This is a genomic window from Peribacillus sp. ACCC06369 (assembly GCF_030348945.1).
Lineage (GTDB): Bacteria > Bacillota > Bacilli > Bacillales > DSM-1321 > Peribacillus.
Genome location: NZ_JAUCEN010000002.1, coordinates 1,914,570 through 1,936,967, shown reverse-complemented (window position 1 = coordinate 1,936,967; position 22,398 = coordinate 1,914,570). Strand labels below are relative to the sequence as shown.

Here is a 22,398-nt window from a genome sequence, read left to right as displayed (position 1 = left end):
TTTATGACAGGTTCATGATGCAGCCATTATTTTTGATAAAGGCATTTATACTAGTCCCTTTATCATTTATTTTCATAAACTAACAATGAGTTTCAAAAAAATATAGGAGGTGTTGAAATGTATAATAAGCCCTGGAGACATCCGAAAGGCAGTCAATGTCCACCACAATATTGCCCACCTCAAACAATGCCTACTCAGTATAATCCGCCACAAACCTCTCCAACAAAGCAATATGTTAAAACAAATGTCATTAACACTGTGATTCCAGTTTTTCATCCGACACATACAACTACCGTGAATAAGCACTTCATCACGTATAAGCATAATTTTCCGCATACCCGAAGTGTCGTGGCAGAGTGTTATACCCAAAGCCAAAGATTTATTTGTGGAGTTCCTCAACCCCCCTGTTTTTCAAGGAGAATGTTAAGATATTAATTAAAAAACCCCGATTCGGGGTTTTGTTTCCTTCCTCCAAACCTTTAAAAAACGGGAAATTCAAAGTGGTTATAACTGTCTAAATGCAAACTCCCTATAACTTTTAAAGTGTTGCTTCTTATAAAACTCTTTTGCATCATTGTTTCCAAACCAATAATCCAGTTCAATTAAATCTATATCATTCTTTTTCGCAATTTCATATACCTCATTCATTAGTTGCTTACCATAACCTTTTTGGGTTTGACTTTCAACGATACTAAGCTGATGCACATATACAGATTTATACCCATATTTAAAAGCATTTTCTGGATAGCTTTTTATTTCAATCCAAGCGTAACCAATCGGTTCCTCATGTTCTTTTAATAGAAGAAAAACAAATCTGTCATTTTTAATCAAATTTTTAAAAGTTTCTTCCATTGCGCTATACTTATATTCCTTAAAATACTTAGGATATAGTTTCGCATGCAGGCTGTGAACAGTTTGATTTAATTTTGCAATTACTACATGATCCCAGGTTTGACTAACATACATAATAATTATCCCCCTTTAAAGTATGTACGGATACAGCTATTAACGGCAAGTGGCACATGGACAGTGGATAGCATTAAATATATGAATATACTTTCTGTGGAGTTAGTTTGCGAAGCCAAAAATGCAGTTATACCGATACCGACTCTGGATACTACAAACTCCCTCCACCCCAAGTTGCTAAGTTAATAAAAATATGGAGGCTTCTGATGAAACTCCCACAGTTTTTTCCGAAAGCTCACTTATCTGCTGCTTGGTTATTAAGAAAGTCCAAGCCATACCACGTTCAAATGAAATACTAACGTTTATCATAATCATTAATTAATTTTTTACCACTTTACTATTCCGAAGATTCATAGAAAAAAGATTCCGCTGCCCCGAATAAGGGACAAGTCCGTCAAAATTCAATCCAGCCGTGACTTAGTGTTATAATTAGTAGTAATCAGAAGAATAAACAACATTTTGAAAGACTTTAGTGCCTTTCATTAAAGAGGGCTTACCGGAAATTTTAAGTCGAAGAAACAAAATTTCTTTAATAACTTGATGAAGTCTCACATTATGTTGCTGTTTAGGAATGTCAGATAGGATTCTAATGTAATTCCCTTTTAATTTTAAAAGGGATCCTATTATAATGGGCTTTTACTACCCTTGGCAAACCGTATGACATAGGAGGAATAATATTGAACAATATGAAAGAAAAAAGCCAACTTGAGCGAGAGCGTTTAAATGCTTTACAGCGGTATCAAATACTTGATACACCGCCAGATGGCGCTTTTGACAGGGTTACAGCCCTTGCATCGCAACTACTCAATGTCCCTATCGCAATAACAAGCCTCGTCGACACGGATCGGATTTGGTTCAAGTCCCATCATGGTTTGGATGTGGAGGAAATAGATAGGGAGCCAGGGCTTTGTGCTTCGGCCATTCTTAATAATGTTCCTTATATTCTTAATGATGCTAGTTTAGACCCCCGATCATTAGCGAATCCTTTGGTTGCAGGTGAAAACGGATTTCGTTTTTATGCAGGCATCCCATTGAATACCCATGATAACCATAACCTTGGCGTGTTGTGTGTCATTGATTATAAACCGCGTACAATTACAGAAGAAGAGTTGGATATGCTCAGGTCTCTTGCACAAATCGTCATGGATGAAATGGAATTGCGTCTGGCTTCACTTCACATAAATAAACTCAGTAAGGATAAATCTGACTTATTGGCGGTCTTAAGTCATGAAATCAGAAACCCCTTGAACGGGATTATGGGAATGGCAGAACTGTTACATTCAACTGAATTGACTGAAGAACAAAAAGAATATACAGAAATCATTGAAACGAGCGGAAAATCACTGCTTACGGTGCTCAGTCATATATTGGATTATTCGAAAATCGATGAAGGTAAAATGGAAATGAACATTCAACCATTTGATATCCGTTCCTGTGTGGAACAGGTCATCCAACTATTCACAGCGGAAACCGCTAAAAAGGAAATCCGACTACTAGGGGAAATCGATTCTAATATTCCTATGGTATTATTGGGCGATGATCATAAGATTCGTCAAATCCTCGTTAATCTAGTAGGAAATGCCATTAAATTTACGAATAACGGGGAAATTAACATTGCCGCCGCTTTGATTCCCGATGAAAAAAACCTTGATTTCATTCGTCTATCCTTCACTGTGAGGGATACAGGAATCGGTATCCCAACTGACAAAATCAATGGATTGTTCCATTCTTTCAATCATATGCATCCCCAAGGATATGAAGAAATGAACAGAGGAACCGGATTGGGGCTTTCCATTTGCAAACGTTTGACGGAATTGATGGACGGACGCATTTGGCTTTCTGGGACAAGCGAAAAAGGTTCTATCTTTACCTTCGAAATAAAGTTGCCGGCATTAAGCCAGGAATGAAAACCTATAGTAAACTATTACTTCAATCGATATGAATACAATGGGCCCAGACTTTTATAAGTTTTCTACTGGGTCTCTTTTCTTTGTTCTTTTTTTATGGTGGATGATGCTATTGACCTTTCCCCATCATAACTTTCTATTAATTGCTGCTTTGTTAATCGATTTAACCTTTTATTCGTTTCCTTTATACTTTAATCCTTTAGTTTGTTCTCACTGGTGAAATAAGATGACGATATGAAGAATTACCGCTTGGCTCGATTAAGACAGGTCTCATTGGACCACCAAAACTTAGTCTGACCTCTTTTTCTTTTATCGCTTTTAAGGCATCCATTAAAAAACTTCCATCTAGTGATATACTTAGCCCCTCCTCTCCTGTGATTGCCATGATGCTTTGCGTTTCTTCTATTTCCCCTAGTTCTGATGTGGTAGAAGAAATTCTTAACTTAGTATTATCCAGGATTTCCAGATGTACATTGTTATTCCTCGATTCACTTGCAAAAAGGCAGGCTCTATCAATACCTTTCAACAGTAGATTTGTATCCAAGGTGATGATCGTTTTTAAATCTTTTGGCAGCAACCCTGATACATTAGGGTAATTACCTTCAATCAGCCTAGAAAAAAGTGAGAAGTTGTTTGATTTAAACACCATATGGCTTCTCGAGATGAAAATATGTATAACACCCGATTGATTATTAATTAAATTGGTTAACTCATTAAGGCTTTTACTTGGAATGATGAACGAACCATTCACCTTCGATTCTAACGCAAGTTCTCTTACCGCTAAACGATGAGTATTTGTTGCAACACAAGAAAGTATGTTATCCCTGAATGTCATATTGACGCCTGTCAGAACGGGTCTGGCCTCAGTTTTAGAAACGGCAAACGCAGTCTGCTTAATGATTTCCAGTAATTCAACACTTGGGATTTTAAAATGACCATCTTCATCAACTTGAGGAAGGTTTGGGTATTCCTCAGAATGGAATCCATTTAGATTCGTTACAATTTCATTTGATATAATGGTAACTGATTGATTTTCGTTCAGCTTTACATGGATATCATCAGGTGATTTTTTAACGATCTCACTTAAATATTTTGCCGATAATACGACAGTACCCTTTTGGTAAACCTCCAATACCCTTACTCCATCAATCGTTAAAGGAATGTTTTTTTCAATGACAATATCGGAATCACTGCCAATAAGGATTAAGCTATCGTCATTAGCCACTATCATTATTCCTGATAAAATGGGTATTGGTGTTTTTATGGAAACTGCATGACTGACTTCAGAAATCGCTTTAATGAAACACTCTTTTTTTATTAAAAATTCCATGAAAGAAGTTCACCCCATCATAATCGTTTAATGAACTTAATTCGACAAAATCCCTAAAAATCCCTGTTTGACCTTATTATTAAGCAAGTCTTGCAAAAGAAAACTCCCCAGCAACATTTCTATAATAGGAAAGGCAAGCATGCAATGCATATCTCATAACGATACTCTTAATCTTTCTATACAAATTTCCATACTTTTACTGGAAGATGTTGAATTTCAAGAGTACTAGATGCACTTGACAAGTAACCTGCAGGTATCGTTAAATATAAAAAAGACCGTCTGGACGGTTTTGTGTTTCAATGTTACTCATGGATTCAATTGACTAAAAGGAATTTGTTCTTTTATCGTAAGATCGGCTGCGAAACAAGTTTTAATAGCTGAAGTGGCTAATTATATTCTTTTTCAACTAGGATAGGATATATTTTTTAACGATAGAAAATATTAGACTCGCAATAAGGTTTTAGTTTAATATGGGGACTTTAGATGATAAGATGCTTGGGAATATGATTGGAAAGAGTAATGAATATACAGGAGGAGATTATCTTGAATCCTTATGCATTTTTGGCAATAGCCATCATAAGTGAAGTTTTTGGTAGTTCGATGTTAAAAGTATCAAACGGATTTAAAAAGTTATACCCTTCCATTGGTGTGGTAATGGGAATGGGGGTGGCTTTTTATTGCCTGTCTTTATCTCTTATTTCCATTCCGCTTGGAACGGCTTATGCTATTTGGTCGGGAATAGGGACTGCTTTAACTGCTTTAGTGGGAGTTATCGTTTATAAAGAGAGCTTTCACCTGAAAAAATTTTTAGGTCTAGCCCTAATCATTGGAGGAGTGGTTGTTTTGAAACTCTCCAGTGGCGGATCTCATTAACATTTTAATAATCGGAGGTAATAATATGAAAGGGTACATAGCTTTAGGAGTATCTATCATAAGTGAATTATTTGGTACGACCATGCTTAAGTTATCTGAAGGATTCACACATTTATTCGCGTCATTTGGGGTTATTATAGGATTTGGAATAGCATTTTACAGCTTATCTTTATGTCTTAAAACAATTCCGTTAAGCTTGGCATATGCCATTTGGGCAGGAATAGGGACTGCTTTAACAGCATTAATTGGCGTATTATTATGGAATGAGCCATTTAGTATCATTACGTTGGGTGGCTTGGTATTGATCATTGGTGGAGTGGTTTTGCTAAATGCTTCACACACACCGAAACAAGCAGGAGAAACGTCAAACTAATGGTTTGACGATCCTCTTTCCCCGCTCGTTGAACAAGAAAAAGAGCCGATGTCGTCTTTACTCCTTAGATTTTTACCTTACACCTTGAACCGCATTAGAAAAGGCCGCCATGGCGACCTTCTCTTTTTGAATATTGAATTTAATTCTTTGACCTTTTTTTTGATAACCTAATTGGTTATCACATGTCTTCCTTAGCCTTTTCCTCTTATAGCTCAGGCTTTCACCAAGTCCTTCGTGCAAAGTCCGTGAACTTGAATTTATCAGGTCTATGCCTTGATTCGCTATATTGAAACAAGCTTCCATCGATTAAATGGACGGTACTTTTCACAACTGCCACCATATCGTAGTCTTCTATGTCCAATAATTGTTTATCTTCTTCACTGCATGGCTCCACGGTAATTTCCTTATTGGAAAAACCAATCTGGAGCCCGAGTTCCTTTTCGATATAACCATAAATCGAATCCTCACAAATTTCCTTTGTCAGGTTAGTTACGAACTCACTATTGAAATAGTCTTTATCCAAAATGATTTTCTTCCCATTAATTTGCCGAACCCGGAACACTTTCCATACTTCCTCACCTTCAGTTAAGTCAAGAAGCTTGATCAGGCTTGAGTCGGGAGTCTCAAGCTCCATGGTATGGATGATCGTTTTGGAATGCAGATTCAACTTTTCCACCATTTCTTTATAGGAAATCAAGCCTGCTACAGGAAAATTAAATTTACTGAAATCCAACACAAAGGAACCCTTGCCTTTGATTTTATGGATATACCCATTTTGTTCGAGCAAATGTAAGGACTTTCTCACAGTATCCCTGGATATCTCGTACTCTTCCATGAAGCTGCTTTCGGAAGGAAGCTTTGAATTTGTCGGAAAGGTTCCTTCTTCGATTTTTGAAACAATATCACCATAAAGCGATAGGTATTTGCTGTTCATTTCATCACCACAATATATTTTTGTTAGTCCCCTACTCTTCCTTTTTCAACAAATAGACAACCGATTCATAGGGACGAAGGATAATATCATCTGCAAGGTCTTTCGAATCGATATAATTTGAAAGTAGGAGCTCTGACTTGAATCCGGATAGGTCAGCATCTTTTGGAATTTCGAAGGACGATTCTTTTGCATAAAAGTTATTGATGACCAAAAGTTTCTCATCTTCATAACTGCGTATATAGGAGAACAATTGATCATGATCTCCTAGAATTTCCTGATAGTCCCCATATGCAATGATATCATGTTTCTTCCTTAAGAATATAAGTTTTTGGTAATGATGAAAAATGGAGTCCTTATCCTTCAGTGCTTGTTCAGCGTTGATGATCCTAGCATTATCAGGCACTGTAATCCATGGCGTCCCTTTTGTAAAGCCTGCATGCTCCGTATTTTCCCATTGCATGGGAGTTCGCGAGTTATCACGGGATTTAGCTTGAAGGATTTCGATTATTTCCTTTTCATCCTTGCCTGCCTCTTTTAAAATATTGTAATAATTAATCGATTCCACATCCCGATATTGTTCAATATCATTGAATTTCGGGTTGGTCATCCCTATTTCTTCCCCTTGATATATATAAGGGGTCCCCCTGAGCATATGAATGGCTGTTGCCAGCATCTTGGCCGATTCCTTTTGATACTCTTGATCATTTCCAAACCTGGACACAATCCTCGGCTGGTCATGGTTACACCAGAACAGTGCATTCCACCCATTTCCCTCTTGCATCCCATATTGCCAGCTGCTTAGGATATCCTTTAACTTCCTGAAGTCAAAATCTGCAAGTGACCACTTTTCCCCATCCTTGTAATCCACCTTTAGATGATGGAAACTGAATACCATGGATAGCTCCTTTTCATCTGGAGATGAATATTTGATGCAATGGTCAATGGTCGTTGATGACATTTCCCCTACTGTCATCACCTCTTCATCCTTACCAAAAGTTTCTTCATTCAGGTCTTTAAGGAATTGATGAATTTTCGGGCCATCTGTATAATAGCAACGTCCATCTCCATCTTTGTCATTTTCAAATAAATCGGGTTTCGATATAAGATTGATGACATCCAACCGGAATCCTTTGACACCTTTATCCATCCAAAAGTTTACTACATTGAAAATTTCCTCCCTTACTCTGGGATTTTCCCAGTTAAGGTCAGCTTGTGTCCGATCGAACAAATGAAGGTAGTATTCATCATGTTCCGCTAAATATTCCCATGCAGAGCCTCCAAATTTCGAAATCCAATTCGTAGGGGGCTCTCCATCTTTCGATTTCTTGAAAATATAATAGTCTTTATATTCTTTCTCTCCAGCCAACGCTTTTTGGAACCATTCATGCTCCGTTGATGTATGGTTGAATACCATATCCAGCATGATGTGGATATCCCGTGAATTAGCTTCCTTCACCAATCTCTCGAAATCATCCATTGTCCCAAACATAGGATCAATAGATGTGTAATCCGCTACATCATATCCATTATCATTTTGAGGTGAACGATAAAAGGGGGTCAGCCAAATATAATCCACTCCCAGTTTATCAAGGTAATCAAGTTTTTCAATTACACCATTTATGTCACCGATGCCGTCACCGTTTGAGTCCTTAAAAGACTTCGGATAAATTTGATATATGGTACTTTTTTTAAAATCCTTCAATTTATATCCTCCTCTGCTGTCCCGGATGTATCTTTTTGGTCAATATGGTAAAAAGGAGGGAGAATGCTCTCCCTCCGCATTATTAAGCATTTAATTTCGTTGGTTTCGTTCTTGTTTTCAAGTTCATTTGTGGACGCTTGGAGAATGCTATAGTCAAAATGAATGGGACAACGAAAGCAACCAACATCGCGAGTGCAAACATTCCCATATGCTGTGGCTGGATGGAAAGGATCCCTGGAATACCCCCGACACCGATTGAGTTTGCCATTACTCCAGATCCGACAGAAACGATTCCTGCGAAAAGTGAACCGATCATACCGGCTAAGAACGGATAGCCGTACTTCAGATTAATGCCGAACATGGCTGGCTCTGTTACACCGAGATAACATGAAATCGTAGCAGGAATCGAAACTTGTCTTTCCTCCTGATCCTTTCTGTTGATGTAAATCATCGCAAGCACTGCTGTACCTTGTGCAATATTGGATAAGGCGATCATCGGCCATAGGTTCGTTCCACCCAATTCACTCATAAGCTGAAGATCGATTGCGTTTGTCATGTGATGCAGTCCTGTGATGACAAGCGGTGCATAGGCAAAGCCGAAAACGGCAGCAAATAGCCAGCCCACTGATGAATTCAATCCGGAATATACAACCGTAGAAATGACTGAACCGATTTTCCATCCTAAAGGCCCCAAAATGGTGTGGGCAATGATTACAGTTGGTAGTAAAGCAAAAAATGGAACGACGATCATGGAAATGGAATTGTGTACTTTATCTCTTAAGAACCGTTCTAAATACGCCAAAACGAACCCTGCAAGTATAGCTGGGATGACTTGGGCCTGATAGCCGATCATATCGACCTGGGCAAAACCGAAATCCCAAAAAGGTATGTCACTTGCCTTTGTGCCTGCAACTGCATATGCATTAAGAAGTTGTGGGGAAACCAGGGTTAACCCAAGGACGATACCGAGAATTTGAGTCGTGCCCATTTTCTTTGAGATGGACCAGGTAATCCCAACTGGAAGAAAATGAAAAATAGCTTCACCTATCAACCAAAGGAAGGCATGGACCCCTGCCCAAAATTGTGAAATATCCACAAGGGTTTTCGTGCTATCATCGAACATTTTAATATCGCCGATGATATTACGGAAACCAAGGATGAGTCCGCCAACGACTATGGCAGGAATCAGTGGGGTGAAAATATCCGCAAGATGGGAAATCAAACGCTGCAACCAGCTCATATTCTGTTTAGCTGCCGTTTTCACATCTTCCTTTGATGCTTCCTGCAATCCAGCTATGGAAACGAATTCATTATAAAAGGATGATACTTCATTGCCGATTATGACCTGGAACTGGCCAGCTTGTGTAAAGGTTCCTTTCACAAGTTTAATCGATTCAATATTCGTTACGTCCGCCTTGGCGGGATCTTTCAATGCAAAACGCATTCTTGTCGCACAATGCGTAACTGTTGCAATATTCTCTTTCCCTCCAACATGTTGAAGCAAATCCATTGCTGGTTCTGTGTATTTACTCATCTCACTACTTCCTTTCCCTAGAAAGCAAAATATAGTTGATTTAACAACCTGTACGTATAGGTTCTGTATACGCTTTCATATTATCCTGTACGTACAGGTTCTGTCAAGAACTTTTTTCCTCTCTTGCATTTATCTTTTAAAACGATTGATTCTCACGGGCTTTGATTTACCGATCTGGAAATTGATAAAAAAGTTGTTAACACGATTCATGTTATCCCGTAAAAGTTGCATGTAATACAGTAAGTTCTTCCTAACATGATAAGTATCTCTGAGAAATGCCTATATAGGGTATAATGATGATATAACCTCTTAAATAACATTTCAATGGTTAGAATATAAAAGGCAAACGGGGGATGAATTTTATGTCTGAAACTAATAAATTCCCACTTATATCCGGTTATCTATCTCTGGATTTAGTGAACACAGAACTTGTAAGTCGTGGTCAACGTCAAGACTTATTGCTTTCAGAAGGCGATGCGCTGGACTGGATTCAGGTAATAAAAGGGGAAAACTCATTTTGGGATGATCAGCTAATCCTAAAAATAAAAGAGAGAATCGGACAGGTATTAGAAAGTATTCTAGAAATGCGTACTATTTTAAGAATACAATTTGAATCAATAGCTGATGGGAATCCAATTCCTGATGAATTTATCGCTTTTTTAGAAAAAAAAATCAAAAAATCACCTTTCACTTATAAATTAATGGATCAAAAACTGATTGCCATACCTATTGGAGAAGCCGAAGATATCCTGCTGTCTTTTATTGCTTATGACTTTTTAACTTTAATTGAAAAGAATAAGCTTACATCATTAAAGCGATGCTCGAATAATGATTGCGTGCTGTTATTTATTGATGAAAGTGGAAGACGCAAGTGGTGTTCAATGAAAATATGCGGTAATAGAAAAAAGGTAGCCCGCTTTCAACACCGCAAATCTGATGATGAATGAAGTTCCAACTTATTGAAAGAGTTGGTTCTTTTTTTATGGTTTTTTAACTAACCATTAAAAACAACTTTGACAGGTTAGTTCATTTCGTGTAATGTTTACATATATAAAAAAGGAGGGCTAATGATGGACCGCATATCAGTAGCGAGGGAAAAAGAAACACGTTTTTTTCATATACGCTATTTATCTAAGATGAAGGGAAAAGGAAGAAGTCCTTTACAGATAAATGTAAAGGACGCAATAACGGGATTGATTGGTGGATTTTTAACGATCTTCGCTTTAATTCTTTTAACAAACATGACATCAGCAGTGTGGTTAATGGCTCCATTTGGTGCCAGCTGTGTACTGGCGTTCGGTCTGTGGAACGCACCGTTATCACAGCCACGGAATATTATTGGAGGCCATTTTGTTTCAACATTCGTAGGTTTAGCTTTCTATCATCTTTTTGGCGACGAGCCTTGGGCGATCGGCTTAGCTGTCGGATTAGCGATTGCTGTGATGATGCTGACAAAAACGACCCATCCTCCAGCCGGGGCAGACCCACTTGTTGTTATGCTTGGCCACTATAGCTGGAGCTATTTAATTACGCCTGTTTTAACTGGTGCTGTTATAATCGTTTTCCTGGCATTATTAATTAATAATTTGCGCAGCAATCGGAACTATCCAACTTTTTGGATTTGATGTAAACCGATTTAATGAATTATTCAAAAGTAAAAGAAGAATGATTATTTAGATTGAACCGTAATGATATTTTGCAATGTTTCACTATAATGAAATAATTTTATTTTTGTACCGACTACTTATCTAACAAAAAAGAGGATCATCTCAACTCCCTTCTTTGTTAGATATTCGTAAGGAAATCCTGTAGTTAACTCTTCAAAATATTTAACTTTCAGCGTTTAGTTTTACATGCGTTCCTGCTACTTCCACTCCGTTAACAAGGAGTGATATTCGATGGATTCCCTTGTAATGGCGACGTGTGGTCAAATTTTTCCAATTGTGAATCCTCACTCTTTCAACTGCCTCACTATCTGTGAAATTCCTATCTGCCAGAAGGAAAATTTTACGGGAAGTTTTCTGATTCGCTTTTACAAAATCGATGGCGTACTCAATACGCAGTTTCACTGGATTCTTTTCTTGCACACGAAAGCCGAAATGAAGTTCACTGGTTTCGCCAATAAAAATCGAGTCTGGTTCATTTCTAATAAAAGCGTTTGAAATGATATTAGGATTATTCAAGACATCCGTGTAACCAAATAATGAAAGGACTTCTGGATCAGCCTGACGAACAAGGTTCCTGCATCCCCGCCGGACAATCCAAATCGTGTTGGCGTCTCCACTTTCATGCCAGCGCTTGGAAGTTTCTATTACGGCTTTGGGATGATCTTTGGCAATATCATTCAAGTTATTGGCCACACTTTTACGAACATATAGGGATGAATCTTTTTTCAGGTTCTCAAGTAATTCCAAGACTGGTTTCGGATCGGATTTGAACATCGGTAAAGATAGCCCCCAAGGTAACCTGGGCCTACATCCCTCACTTGCCAGCCTGCGGACATGTTCGTCCCCATGTTTTGTCCAGTCTTTCATCTTTTCGATCATTTGAGCGGGATCGAGTAAGATAAAAGCACGTACTGCAAATTCCGAAGATGACTTTGAAGTAAACCGCTCCAAGGCAGCAAGCGATAACTGCCAATCCTTCTTATTCAATCCATGTACCTCTACAAAATCCGGGAAAAATAAATACCTAAAACCTTCACAATCCTTATCAAGCCGATACAATATACCCAAAGCCTTTTGATAATCACTAGGTAGATGCTTTCCAAGGGTTATGGAAATATGTCTGATACGTTCTTTTAATTTCCTATCATCCCAATGTTCATCCATAACTTCCTCAATAAACGATTCAGAAGAAAAGGACGGATGGACATCTCTTACTTTTTCACTGAATTCACGAATGAAAGTTTCACTATATAAATCCTTTAAAGGCTCAGCCATTTATTTCACTCCTTTTCTTCAGGTTATATTTCCTTTAGTAAGCCATCCCTTTATCATTTATGTACTAAAAGCAAAATACGATGACAAGGCGACTAGATGTCTTAACTCAAGTCACAAGCTTTTTTGAATATGGCATTAAGATCACTAAGCTGATTGATTTCGTAGGTTGGCTATTCCCGTTTCTCTAAATTCGCCACCAATCAAGTGCCCCATTAACAGCCAGGTGCCCTTGTTCAAGTAACTACGATAGGTTTTCTTCAGTGCAAACCCATCAACCACCCGGCCATATTCTTTAAAAAAAGTGAAAAAGCGCGTATTGATTACCTCTTCCAGCGATATTCCCCCCAAGGACTTCCACAAGCCTGGTTGATGGTTTTATAATACGCTTCCACTTGTGGTATAAACCTCATTTGTTCTCATTGAGAAGCAAGCGCAGTGCATCACTTCAACCTTACGAAAATCTAAAAGAGTATCATCTATATCAAAAAATAAAGATTTGTATCTGTTCAAGTGTATCACTCCATACCGTATTCCATCTAACTTTGACCATGCCAGAGCCTGACTAGGTCATTTCAGGAGCCCTTTGTCTTTTCCCTCCTATTTTGAATATTATCATCCCTGCAATGATTATCAGGATACCTGCCAACTTCTTAAACGTAAAAGGAACCTTCTCCAACCCTAACCAGCCTGTAGAATCCCAAGATAAAGCAAACACAAGCTGTGAGGCCATAACGATTGAGATCGCGAAGGTAGGTCCGAGAAGCTTTACTCCCTGCGTCACACAAGTGACTACGCCTATGCCAACCAAACCACTGAACCAATACCAGGGCTTCATGTTTTGCAGTTGAAAAAGATCCCATCCCTCAAATACGAACCCGCTTAATAATGAGGCAAGAAACCCCAATCCTAATATAAGAGTAGTCGTTGACCATGGATTGACATGTTCATTTACCTTACTATTAAAAACGTTTTGCAAACTAACCATTGATCCCGCGAGGATTGCCCAACTTAATCCAAGTAACATCGTATCTCCTCCTCCAATTCTCTTATCAAACAATCTATTCATAGATATTATGGCTGGATAGTGCCTTTAACCCTTCCCAGTCTTTAACTTGGATGTAGCCGTTGGACCGATCAATTAAACCGTCCTTGCAAAGCTGCTGGATGACTCGATTCAGGTGCCTGTAACTTGTTCCAATAAAGTTTGCAGTATCCTTCAAGCTCTCTGTATTCAGGCGTCCAGTTATTTGGGCACTTGTTTCATCAAACGAAACAGATAGGAGGTAACTTGCAAGCCTTACTTCAACTGGATGCATTAAATTAAAACTAAGTGACTTGGATTTAATGTAAAACTTCTGAGTGATGACTCTTAGTAAAAATTGCAGGAAGGACGGATGACCTTCAGCATACTTTTTTAACCATTGATGATGGATGCCGATTACACAGACACCTGATACCGCTTCAACAGTATTAATGATATCTATACTCTGTATGTATTCAATATCCCCGATTACCTCAAGAGGTGTTTTAAAGGACAGAATCAGATTCTTGCCTTCAACTGAAGTCGTATACACTTTAACTTTTCCCTTAACCAGCACGTACAAATAATTCAAGCGATCGCCTTGGGAGCAAATGCACTCGCCTTGCTCAACCTGGTATAGAGATAAATGGGGCACCAATGCTCCCTTAAAAACGTTTTCCAACTGATGGACCTTCAAATAGTGATTGAGTTTTTCAGTATCCATTATTTCTTTCATCTGTTAAGATTCACTTCCTGCCTATTTCTTATATCCTTACAATTATACAGCTAATAAAATGATGCCTGCCATCATCAAGCCAAGCCCAATGAACTGTGGCAGTTGCATCTTCTGTTTCGTTACCCCAAACCAACCCTTGCTATCAATGATAAAGCTAAAACTTAGCTGAGCTAATAATAGAGCTGATACCGAAAATGTTACACCAATTTGTTTATAAGCAGTAATATTGCTGAAAATAATCACCGCAGCAAAAGTGCCACCTGACAAATACAATGGTTTGACTTTTTTGAATTCAAGCGCATCCCCTTTACGTATCAGAATTAAAATCAACCCGGCAATGATGAAACCAGTGAACTGGGTGATTGTTGCGACTTGCCACGTGCTAAGGTCCCGGCTAATCTGGGAATTGGCTACACCTTGCAACGTTAGAAAGGCTCCGCCAAAAAATGAAAAGAAAATCCCTTTCACTGTGTCTTCCCCCCTTCAATCTCTCCATCATTAAATAACAGAAAGAGAATTCAGGAAAGGACATATGTCCCGCAATGTGAATCTAGGAAAAAAGAGAAGGACCTGTAGAGCATCATTTACAGAGTAGATTCATCCTAAAGTTCAAACATAAAAATTTTGAATGTTTTTCTTTTGATAAATGCCTCATTTCTGTACCTCTCCATATTTCCGTTTGGTTCTTTGAACAATATCCTTTCATCACTAAAAAAATTCATGGAATACTCTTTATTATCCTTGGATTCTTCATCTGTTAAAACGAAGAAAAACCCCACTTCAACTCAACATAAAAAAGCTGCCGCATCGACAGCTTCAATTTTAAAAACTATTACTATACTTTATCCATATTCCTGGTATGCTCTAGAATCTTTCATTGGTGATATCTGCATTTACAGCAAATGCAGACTTACTACCCTCTGCGGCAGCAAGGGTTAATGAAGATGGACCTGCTTGAGAAGACTCCCCTGCGGTATAAATATTTTTTTGAGAGGTACGACCGGCATCATCCGTTACGATAGCTCCATTTTCTTGCAGTTCACAACCCAGTATTTCAGCAAATTGATGAGGTCGATAAAATGATGGCACAATAAATCCCCCAGTCCTTTCCACTTTAAGACCTGAAGCAAATTCAACCATTTGCAAGTACCCATCTTTGCCATGCAGTTTTGTTATAGGCTCTGTCACGATAGTGATGTTCCTTTGTTGCAGTTCATCCTTTTTCATTTTAGACATTTCATGCCCATTCGTTGCCACCACTAAATTTTCTGACCAATTGTAAACGAGTTTTGCCATATGATGTGCAGCATCTTCATTCTCTGTAATTATAATTAGAGGTTGATCTCTTAATTCCCATCCATCGCAATATGGGCAACTATAAATACTTTTCCCATAAAAACTTTTTATATCTGGTCCGGAAGGAAATTCTTCATGAACACCTGTTGCAATTATTATCTTTTCTGCAAAGTACACTTTTTCATCCACTGTCAGTATTCTAAATATATCGTTAACCGCTTCTCTCGAAATTTGTATTACGGTTTCTTCGAAATATTGAATAGATGGATAGCTTTTCAGTTCATTCAATGCAATTCTTTTAAACTCTGCGGGTTTAATACCATCGCGGGTTATAAAACCATGAGATTCAGTCGTGACTCGATTCCTGTTCGTTCCGTTATCAAACAAAGCTATTTTCCTGCGCGCCCTACCTAAAACTAAACTAGCATTTAAACCAGCAGGGCCGGCTCCTAGAACTACACAATCGAATACCATCATATTCATTCCCCCTTACTGAAATAGGAAAAAATCTAAGCCTTTACCAATCCAAAAAATGATGTTCATCTCAAATTGGTTCAATAGTGATAACCAAATTAACCTATATCATTAAAGACATCAAAGGCTAACTTTATCTATAGAAGATGGACGAATCAATTACAGATATTGTGACTCTATAATAGCTTCAATGATTACAGGAGTCAATCTAATAGCTCGACCTGACTTGACGGCCGTTTTGTTAAAACAGTAATAATGGTTCATACAGACTTTTTATGATGGAATAGGTGGTTTTAATGAAATATACAATAAACGGGGGGGTTCTTCGACCTACTTGTCGAAAGTTCTAACGAAGTTAGCGAAACATGGCCTGATCGATCCAGCCTCAGGTGTTCAAGGGGGATAGCGTCTAAACAAGGATAAAATGGAAACTTCCTACTTGGATATCATTCGTGCAGTTGAAGGGGCGAGGACAATAATGGAGCTAGGTGATTCATAAAAAAAGTAATAATGGAATCTGAGCAGATCATGGAAGATTTTTTGCAATATAATCAATTGGATAAAATAGGGGAAAACTTCTCTGACAGAACAAACAATTAATAAGCGAAGGTCACCAATCCTTTGGTGACCTTCGCTTGTTTTCCATTTACATGAACAATAAAAGATTCTTTCAACTAATAGGTCTGGCCCCAAAGAAATATTCATCATCTTTACGAAGACCGGTTAAATGATACCTTCTTTATTGTTATATTTAGAAAAGGTTTCAATGACTGCCCTCGTTAATATTTCAATACCTGTGAAAATGGCTTCCTGATTAAATGCCATGTTGGGATGGTGTAACCCTGGCTTTAAATCGCAGCCCACTCCAAGCATCGTGGCTTTGATTGCAGGTCTTTCCTTTGTATAAAAATGAAAATCCTCCCCGCCGGGGGTAATGATGGGCTTAACGACCCCTTTAGCCCCTAAGGTTTTTTCGATTGCCTTCTCCATAAATCGTTCCGCTTCTTGGTCAATGCATGCGGCATAAACTCTTTCTTTGTGCTTGAAGCTAATTTGACATTGATGGAAGACCGACATTTTCGTCAAGACATCGTCCACCTTCTCGATCAATTCATCCATCGCTTCATTCGTTTGGGCGCGTAAGTCAAGACTGAACTTGGAGGACCCAGGTATAATATTCGCATTTTCCCCTCCTGCAGAAACCTGTGTCATTTTTACTGAATAGGATAATTGCGGGTTTAGCCGTATTCCTTTAAGCTTTTCAACGATGTCAGTGATCACTTCAATGGCATTTAAAGTCAAATGGGGCCTGGCTCCATGCCCGTCAAATCCGTGAATCTCCCCGAACACTGTATCGGCTGACCCGTGAATGATTCCTGAAGCAGCTTGTCCATACTTAATTTCCTGAATGGGGCGCAAATGAAGACCATAGAGAAAATCAATATCATCCAATACCTGTTTTTCAATCATCTTTAAAGCACCTTCACCAACTTCCTCGGCAGGCTGAAAAATAAACTTCAACGTACCAGGAAGATTGGACTTCATTTTTCTTAATAACAGCAAGACACCCAATACAATCGTCATGTGAGCATCGTGCCCACATGAGTGGTTGGCACGTATTGTCCCGTCGACCTCCTGAAGGAGAGCATCCATATCAGCCCGCAATCCGACCGTTAACTTATTTCGCCCTTCCTTTGGATACCAATTGCCCACGATCCCAGGCATATCCCCAAAACTTGTCACCTCAAGATCGTTTTTCATGAGAATCTCTGAAATATAAGCTGTAGTCTGATATTCATTCCAGCTTACTTCAGGATTCTCATGAAGATGGTGGAAAATCTCCAAAACTTGAGGTTTAATTTCATTCAATAATTCCTTCATCAAACCACTCCTTATTCTCTCAGGAGATACCGAGGGCCACTGCTGCAATTAATGCGATGCAAGCAATCAAAGTCCACCCGAGAATTAATTTCCAAATGAATTTCACCCATCGCTCATAGGGAATCCCAGCGATGGCCAAATATCCCATTAACGCTGATGACGTTGGGATGATGGAATTCGTAACCGAATCCCCATATTGGAAGGCAAGTACGGCAAGCTGTCTTTCCAAACCCAATATATCCGTAATGGGAACCATGATCGGCATTGTTGCCGCAGCTTGTCCGCTACCCGAAGAAATGAATAAGTTCAGGATTGCTTGGGTGAAGAACATGCCTACGACATTCAACGTTTGCGGTAAATGACTTATCCCGGACGCCGCCATGAAGACCAATGAATCTATGATTTTCCCTTCTTCCAGCACTACTGTTATAGCCCTTGCAAAGCCGACGATCAATGCCCCAAATGTTACCGCTTTGGCTCCCTCGATAAATGAATCGAATATTTTCCCAAGCTGTAAACCGCCGACAAGCCCGCTAACGATACCCATAATCAAAAATGAAGCGGTGAGCTCGGTTAAAAACCAACCCCATTTAAACACGCCATAAATGTTAAAAGCCAGCCCAAAGATCATCGCTATGAAGACTAGCTTGTGACGCGCCGTCAATTCAGGGAAATCGACCAAACCATCCGTGCGTTTTTCTTTTTGTTCAATATCGTAGATTACGCTTTTTTCAGGATTAAGCTTTACCTTATTTGCATAACGGCTAACATACCAAATGGCAAATGCCAGTACAAAAATATAGACTGCAAAGCGAAAACCGATTCCAGAGAATAAAGGTACTTCAGCCAGTGATTGTGCCACCCCGACCGTAAAGGGATTGAGCATGCCTCCGAAAAACCCGCTGGCTGCCCCAAGTGTAATCATGGCCGTTCCAGTAACTGCATCAAAGCCCATCGCCCTTGCTATGGCGATACCAATCGGTACAAAGATGATGGTCTCTTCTGCCATCCCCATGCTAAAACCGCCAATTGAAAAAAGCAGCATACTCAACGGAATTAAAAGCTTCTCCCTCCCCTCAAGTGATCGGACCCCTTTGTAGACCCCCGCTTCAATGGCCCCAGTAGTGCGTATGATCCCGAATGCACCACTTACAAGAAAAATGTAAAAAATAATTTGGGCTCCCTTTTCCAATCCCAATGGAATGGAGGTGAAAAGGTCAAAGAAGCTCACAGGGTCTTGTTCAATAGCTTGATAGCTTCCGTCGACTACAAGCATTCTACCCGATTCTTTATCTTCAACCCGGTCAAATTCACCAGCCGGAATTACATATGAGGCTAGTCCTGCCAAGATGATTATGATAAAAATAAGCGTGTATGTATGCGGTACTTTTAACCTTGTCTTTTTCTTGACCGGTACACTATTTTTTTCGGTTTCCATCCATTCACCTCATCATGTACGAATTATATTTAAACCTGTTCTTTTTTTATGGTTAATTGCTCAAGAATTTCCTCGTTAATTATGATTCCAAGCCCAGGTTCCTTTGTTAGATGGACGTATGGAATTTCATAATCAAGATTTCCAATATCGAGACTGAATAGCAGCGGACCCGTCAATTCAGTACTGGTAATGTTTTTTCGTGAAATGGCTGTATGATACCCTGCTGCGGACCCGATTGATGATTCTACCATTGAACCGATTTGGCAGCTGATTCCTGCAAATTCTGCTGTTTTTGCCAATTGGATAGCCTGATAGATTCCGCCGCATTTCATTAGTTTAATATTGATTATATCTACGGCATTCTTTTTAATGATTTCTTGTAAATGGGTTCCGTGATGGATGCTTTCATCAGCCATAAGTGGTATGTTCGTTTTTTCCTTAAGCTTTGCAAGACCGTCAATGTCCCCCATTCTAATCGGCTGTTCCAACCATGAAAGGTTAAAAGGTTCCAGAGCCTTCACTGCTGGAAGTGCATTGGCATAAGTTCCCCATCCTTGATTGGCATCGACCCGAATTGGAACCTTCTTCCCGACTTTTTGTCGAACCGCAGCAATCCGTTCCACATCTGAGTCAATATCCCAACCGACCTTAAGTTTTAATGAACTATAACCTTGGGCGACTGCTTCCTGTGCTTTTTCAGCCATAATCCCAGGTTCGTCAATACTTAAAACCTTAGCGAAAGAGAGGGATCCATGGAATTTCCCACCTAATAAATCATAAATCGGTAATTTGGTATATTTACCCATCAAGTCATAGCAAGCTATATCAATGGCCGCTTTTGCGGAGGGATTTCCAATGATGGCAGAGTTCATGATATCGTGTATCTTTTCTAAATTAAAAGGATTTTCCTGTTTTACAACCGGTAACAGGACATGCTTCAGTACTTCGAATGTCGCATAAAACGTTTCCCCAGTCACATGTTCATCAGGCACTGCCTCCCCATATCCCACCATCCCGTTATCGGCTATTAATTTTACGATAATAGAGGGCATATGCTTGTATGTTTCATAGGAAATGACAAATGGCTCTTTTAATGGCAAATGAATGGCATGAATTTCACAACGTTCAATAAACAAAACTATCCTCCCCTTTCACTGTCGCTATATGTCGTTAATAAAAACAATATATACCATTCTACTTTTTCTGTAAAGTCTGAAAATTTAATTTTCAGTAATTTTCTTGAATTTTTCCGCAGGTACATATAAATTCCGAGGTCTTCCTTGCCCATATGGGTGTTCCTCTCCAATTTTGTTGAGACAGCCTCCTTCAGTGAGTCTTTTAACGAATCTTTCTGCCGATCTTCTGGTACAGCTCATGTATTCCTCCAGCTCTGCTGCAGAAAAAGCCCGAAAATGATTTATCGAAATGAACTGATGAATCATTTTTATATTTTTCGCACTCATTTTTAGTTCCCTGGCTAGTTTTTGAATGGATTCATCTTCATTTTTCAATTCCACCTGTTGATTTCCTTCAAATAATGGTCCCTGAAGTTTTTGATCTTCATCAACTAAGCAAGCTACCGTTTTTCTCTTTAGAAATTTATTGGTAAAAAATAATGCTTGTGCCGAATGTTTTTCCGCCTCTTGAATCGTATATCCATATCCAATGCCAATTTGGAAGAAAGTTTGAAACTCTTGTTCCATTTGTCCGATGATTTCATCATAAATTTCTGATTCAAACGCCTGCAGTGCTCCGCGTGTAGTATAAATCAAATGTGGATTTAAGTATTCAAGAGAAACACGAGCCTGTAATCTCTTACTCACTTTCTGTAAAAAATTTAAAAATAGATCACTTTCTTTAAGATTTTGTTGATAATCTTGAATGGAAATGACAGCAATCTGGGATTCTTCCGTTTTCTTTAGCTTCAACAAGGAAATACCTTTTGTGAGACTGTCCATTAAAGTATGTTTGGGCTGAACCATATATCTACAAGGAATTGATAGCCTTTGAAGCTCCTGATAAACAGCATGAATGCTCGTTAGTGCGAAATGAGTTTTTCCTTCCTTATGCATATTTCTGTGGAATTGAACGAATTCTGCTATGTTTAGGATCTGGGTATCTTCTTCCCTCTTGTATATCCAAGGATAATCCTTCACATAAAGGGGTTTTTCAGCGATTTCTGATTCTTCCAATACCTTCATTAACCGGTTTTTGTCCGGTAAATCGATTGAGATTTCATTTATAGTAACCTGTTCCCTATGAGAAATCGATAACAACGAAAGCGCAACTGTCAATTCATCAAAAGGGACATAGATAGCTTCTATTAAATTCCGTTTAACTTGTTCGTATCCATAATAAAAAGGGATGGAACCTGAAAACAGTATTAGATCGGTTTGTTTGCCCGCATTTTCAATTAATAGACTGGTTTCTTCCGGCATATCATATTGAAAGGAAATGAATTGAACCTCAGGAAACATGGGAAAGTGGACAGATAAGGATTCCAAAAAATACTTTGAGCCTATAACACCGATTTTCATGTTGTTTCACCTCTAAAATGAAATATTATTTTTATTATAACGCTAGAATCTTATTAGTAGCTAAAAAACATTCACCAAAATCATGCTTGCAAGTGGTAGTCCATCACGTTCCCAAGAACTTATGAAAATGATAATGTCACTTACGATAAACTAACATCACCCATATTTGTATTTTTTTAGTATATTATGAATAAGGAATGGAGAATCGGGAGAAATAAGGAAGTATTAATGACTTTGTCATTTCCTCCTTACAACCCTATCCTTCTTTTCCGATTGATCATGATAATTGGAACCATTTCTGCCACCCTTTTAGTTTACTTTAGTCAGAAAAGTAAATGTAGTAGCTTTTCCATTGGCATGCTTATTTCACTTAGCATGGTGTATTACATTTCTGCGGAATTATCGGGTTGCTTTTTCGGATTACCGGCTTTTAGCTTCCACATATAAAGTATTC

Annotated in this window: 21 protein-coding genes; 6 read left to right on the top strand and 15 right to left on the bottom strand. The window is 38.7% G+C overall.

Annotated elements, in window-relative coordinates; genetic code table 11:
- Positions 1 to 117 precede the first annotated feature (117 nt).
- Entirely contained in the window at positions 118 to 435 is a 318-nt protein-coding gene (locus tag QUF78_RS10355) for a CotD family spore coat protein (protein WP_353957902.1), read from the top strand.
- A gap of 69 nt (positions 436 to 504) precedes the next feature.
- Here the strand turns inward: QUF78_RS10355 and QUF78_RS10350 are convergent, their stop codons facing one another.
- A complete protein-coding gene (locus tag QUF78_RS10350) occupies positions 505 to 966 on the bottom strand; it encodes a GNAT family N-acetyltransferase (RefSeq protein WP_289324575.1) in 462 nt (153 codons plus the stop codon).
- Positions 967 to 1,652: 686 nt separating this feature from the next.
- Here QUF78_RS10350 and QUF78_RS10345 point away from each other — a divergent pair.
- Complete coding sequence (locus QUF78_RS10345; protein ID WP_289327287.1) at positions 1,653 to 2,873, top strand: GAF domain-containing sensor histidine kinase; 1,221 nt, start codon at positions 1,653 to 1,655, stop codon at positions 2,871 to 2,873.
- 199 nt (positions 2,874 to 3,072) lie between these two features.
- Here QUF78_RS10345 and dnaN read toward each other — a convergent pair whose 3' ends face one another.
- Positions 3,073 to 4,203, bottom strand: a complete 1,131-nt coding sequence (gene dnaN, locus QUF78_RS10340; RefSeq protein ID WP_289324574.1) for a DNA polymerase III subunit beta — start codon at positions 4,201 to 4,203, stop codon at positions 3,073 to 3,075.
- Between the two features lie 543 nt (positions 4,204 to 4,746).
- Between dnaN and QUF78_RS10335 the strand changes: the two genes are divergently transcribed.
- Together QUF78_RS10335 and QUF78_RS10330 are read left to right on the top strand one after the other, a co-directional pair.
- Entirely contained in the window at positions 4,747 to 5,076 is a 330-nt protein-coding gene (locus QUF78_RS10335; RefSeq protein ID WP_289324573.1) for a DMT family transporter, read from the top strand.
- Positions 5,077 to 5,101: 25 nt separating this feature from the next.
- The gene (locus QUF78_RS10330; protein WP_289316912.1) at positions 5,102 to 5,449 is read left to right on the top strand and encodes a DMT family transporter; all 348 of its coding nucleotides are present in this window, start codon (positions 5,102 to 5,104) and stop codon (positions 5,447 to 5,449) included.
- 220 nt (positions 5,450 to 5,669) lie between these two features.
- On the opposite strand, the gene treR is transcribed toward QUF78_RS10330, so the two are convergent.
- The 3 genes from treR to treP all read right to left on the bottom strand — a co-directional run bounded on the left by treR (position 5,670) and on the right by treP (position 9,619).
- Positions 5,670 to 6,383: a trehalose operon repressor gene (gene treR / locus QUF78_RS10325; RefSeq protein ID WP_289324572.1), complete on the bottom strand. Its 714-nt coding sequence runs from the start codon at positions 6,381 to 6,383 to the stop codon at positions 5,670 to 5,672.
- A 31-nt stretch (positions 6,384 to 6,414) separates the two neighbouring features.
- A complete protein-coding gene (gene treC / locus QUF78_RS10320; protein ID WP_289324571.1) occupies positions 6,415 to 8,085 on the bottom strand; it encodes an alpha,alpha-phosphotrehalase in 1,671 nt (556 codons plus the stop codon).
- Between the two features lie 82 nt (positions 8,086 to 8,167).
- Positions 8,168 to 9,619: a PTS system trehalose-specific EIIBC component gene (treP, locus tag QUF78_RS10315; protein ID WP_289324570.1), complete on the bottom strand. Its 1,452-nt coding sequence runs from the start codon at positions 9,617 to 9,619 to the stop codon at positions 8,168 to 8,170.
- A 362-nt stretch (positions 9,620 to 9,981) separates the two neighbouring features.
- Between treP and QUF78_RS10310 the strand changes: the two genes are divergently transcribed.
- Complete coding sequence (locus QUF78_RS10310; RefSeq protein ID WP_289324569.1) at positions 9,982 to 10,566, top strand: CGNR zinc finger domain-containing protein; 585 nt, start codon at positions 9,982 to 9,984, stop codon at positions 10,564 to 10,566.
- Positions 10,567 to 10,689: 123 nt separating this feature from the next.
- Positions 10,690 to 11,244 (top strand): HPP family protein, encoded by a 555-nt coding sequence (locus QUF78_RS10305; RefSeq protein WP_289324568.1) that lies wholly within the window; start codon positions 10,690 to 10,692, stop codon positions 11,242 to 11,244.
- A 204-nt stretch (positions 11,245 to 11,448) separates the two neighbouring features.
- Here the strand turns inward: QUF78_RS10305 and QUF78_RS10300 are convergent, their stop codons facing one another.
- From QUF78_RS10300 to QUF78_RS10255, 10 genes are all read right to left on the bottom strand, one after another.
- Positions 11,449 to 12,561: a DNA alkylation repair protein gene (locus QUF78_RS10300; RefSeq protein WP_289324567.1), complete on the bottom strand. Its 1,113-nt coding sequence runs from the start codon at positions 12,559 to 12,561 to the stop codon at positions 11,449 to 11,451.
- A 144-nt stretch (positions 12,562 to 12,705) separates the two neighbouring features.
- Positions 12,706 to 12,921, bottom strand: coding sequence for a hypothetical protein (locus QUF78_RS10295; protein ID WP_289324566.1), 216 nt, complete (start codon positions 12,919 to 12,921; stop codon positions 12,706 to 12,708).
- A gap of 202 nt (positions 12,922 to 13,123) precedes the next feature.
- The gene (locus tag QUF78_RS10290; RefSeq protein WP_289324565.1) at positions 13,124 to 13,585 is read right to left on the bottom strand and encodes a DMT family transporter; all 462 of its coding nucleotides are present in this window, start codon (positions 13,583 to 13,585) and stop codon (positions 13,124 to 13,126) included.
- 34 nt (positions 13,586 to 13,619) lie between these two features.
- Positions 13,620 to 14,318: a Crp/Fnr family transcriptional regulator gene (locus tag QUF78_RS10285; RefSeq protein WP_289324564.1), complete on the bottom strand. Its 699-nt coding sequence runs from the start codon at positions 14,316 to 14,318 to the stop codon at positions 13,620 to 13,622.
- Positions 14,319 to 14,360: 42 nt separating this feature from the next.
- A complete protein-coding gene (locus QUF78_RS10280) occupies positions 14,361 to 14,786 on the bottom strand; it encodes a DMT family transporter (protein WP_289324563.1) in 426 nt (141 codons plus the stop codon).
- Between the two features lie 396 nt (positions 14,787 to 15,182).
- Positions 15,183 to 16,091: an NAD(P)/FAD-dependent oxidoreductase gene (locus QUF78_RS10275; RefSeq protein ID WP_289324562.1), complete on the bottom strand. Its 909-nt coding sequence runs from the start codon at positions 16,089 to 16,091 to the stop codon at positions 15,183 to 15,185.
- A gap of 720 nt (positions 16,092 to 16,811) precedes the next feature.
- Positions 16,812 to 17,969, bottom strand: coding sequence for a M20 peptidase aminoacylase family protein (locus tag QUF78_RS10270; protein WP_289324561.1), 1,158 nt, complete (start codon positions 17,967 to 17,969; stop codon positions 16,812 to 16,814).
- Positions 17,970 to 17,988: 19 nt separating this feature from the next.
- Positions 17,989 to 19,407: a YfcC family protein gene (locus tag QUF78_RS10265; RefSeq protein WP_289324560.1), complete on the bottom strand. Its 1,419-nt coding sequence runs from the start codon at positions 19,405 to 19,407 to the stop codon at positions 17,989 to 17,991.
- Positions 19,408 to 19,436: 29 nt separating this feature from the next.
- On the bottom strand, positions 19,437 to 20,543 hold the full coding sequence (locus tag QUF78_RS10260; protein WP_289324559.1) for a mandelate racemase/muconate lactonizing enzyme family protein: 1,107 nt from the start codon (positions 20,541 to 20,543) through the stop codon (positions 19,437 to 19,439).
- An 84-nt stretch (positions 20,544 to 20,627) separates the two neighbouring features.
- Positions 20,628 to 21,944, bottom strand: a complete 1,317-nt coding sequence (locus QUF78_RS10255) for a MarR family transcriptional regulator (protein WP_289324558.1) — start codon at positions 21,942 to 21,944, stop codon at positions 20,628 to 20,630.
- Between the last annotated feature and the right edge of the window lie 454 nt (positions 21,945 to 22,398).

Bases quoted from the DNA above. Each gene is read 5' to 3' on its own strand.
- QUF78_RS10255 (WP_289324558.1), bottom strand. From the start codon at position 21,944: ATGAAAATCGGTGTTATAGGCTCAAAGTATTTTTTGGAATCCTTATCT.
- QUF78_RS10275 (WP_289324562.1), bottom strand. From the start codon at position 16,091: ATGATGGTATTCGATTGTGTAGTTCTAGGAGCCGGCCCTGCTGGTTTA.
- treP (WP_289324570.1), bottom strand. From the start codon at position 9,619: ATGAGTAAATACACAGAACCAGCAATGGATTTGCTTCAACATGTTGGA.
- QUF78_RS10290 (WP_289324565.1), bottom strand. From the start codon at position 13,585: ATGTTACTTGGATTAAGTTGGGCAATCCTCGCGGGATCAATGGTTAGT.
- QUF78_RS10270 (WP_289324561.1), bottom strand. From the start codon at position 17,969: ATGAAGGAATTATTGAATGAAATTAAACCTCAAGTTTTGGAGATTTTC.
- QUF78_RS10310 (WP_289324569.1), top strand. From the start codon at position 9,982: ATGTCTGAAACTAATAAATTCCCACTTATATCCGGTTATCTATCTCTG.
- treR (WP_289324572.1), bottom strand. From the start codon at position 6,383: ATGAACAGCAAATACCTATCGCTTTATGGTGATATTGTTTCAAAAATC.
- QUF78_RS10265 (WP_289324560.1), bottom strand. From the start codon at position 19,407: ATGGAAACCGAAAAAAATAGTGTACCGGTCAAGAAAAAGACAAGGTTA.
- QUF78_RS10330 (WP_289316912.1), top strand. From the start codon at position 5,102: ATGAAAGGGTACATAGCTTTAGGAGTATCTATCATAAGTGAATTATTT.
- dnaN (WP_289324574.1), bottom strand. From the start codon at position 4,203: ATGGAATTTTTAATAAAAAAAGAGTGTTTCATTAAAGCGATTTCTGAA.
- QUF78_RS10355 (WP_353957902.1), top strand. From the start codon at position 118: ATGTATAATAAGCCCTGGAGACATCCGAAAGGCAGTCAATGTCCACCA.
- QUF78_RS10350 (WP_289324575.1), bottom strand. From the start codon at position 966: ATGTATGTTAGTCAAACCTGGGATCATGTAGTAATTGCAAAATTAAAT.
- QUF78_RS10300 (WP_289324567.1), bottom strand. From the start codon at position 12,561: ATGGCTGAGCCTTTAAAGGATTTATATAGTGAAACTTTCATTCGTGAA.
- QUF78_RS10345 (WP_289327287.1), top strand. From the start codon at position 1,653: ATGAAAGAAAAAAGCCAACTTGAGCGAGAGCGTTTAAATGCTTTACAG.
- QUF78_RS10305 (WP_289324568.1), top strand. From the start codon at position 10,690: ATGGACCGCATATCAGTAGCGAGGGAAAAAGAAACACGTTTTTTTCAT.
- QUF78_RS10285 (WP_289324564.1), bottom strand. From the start codon at position 14,318: ATGAAAGAAATAATGGATACTGAAAAACTCAATCACTATTTGAAGGTC.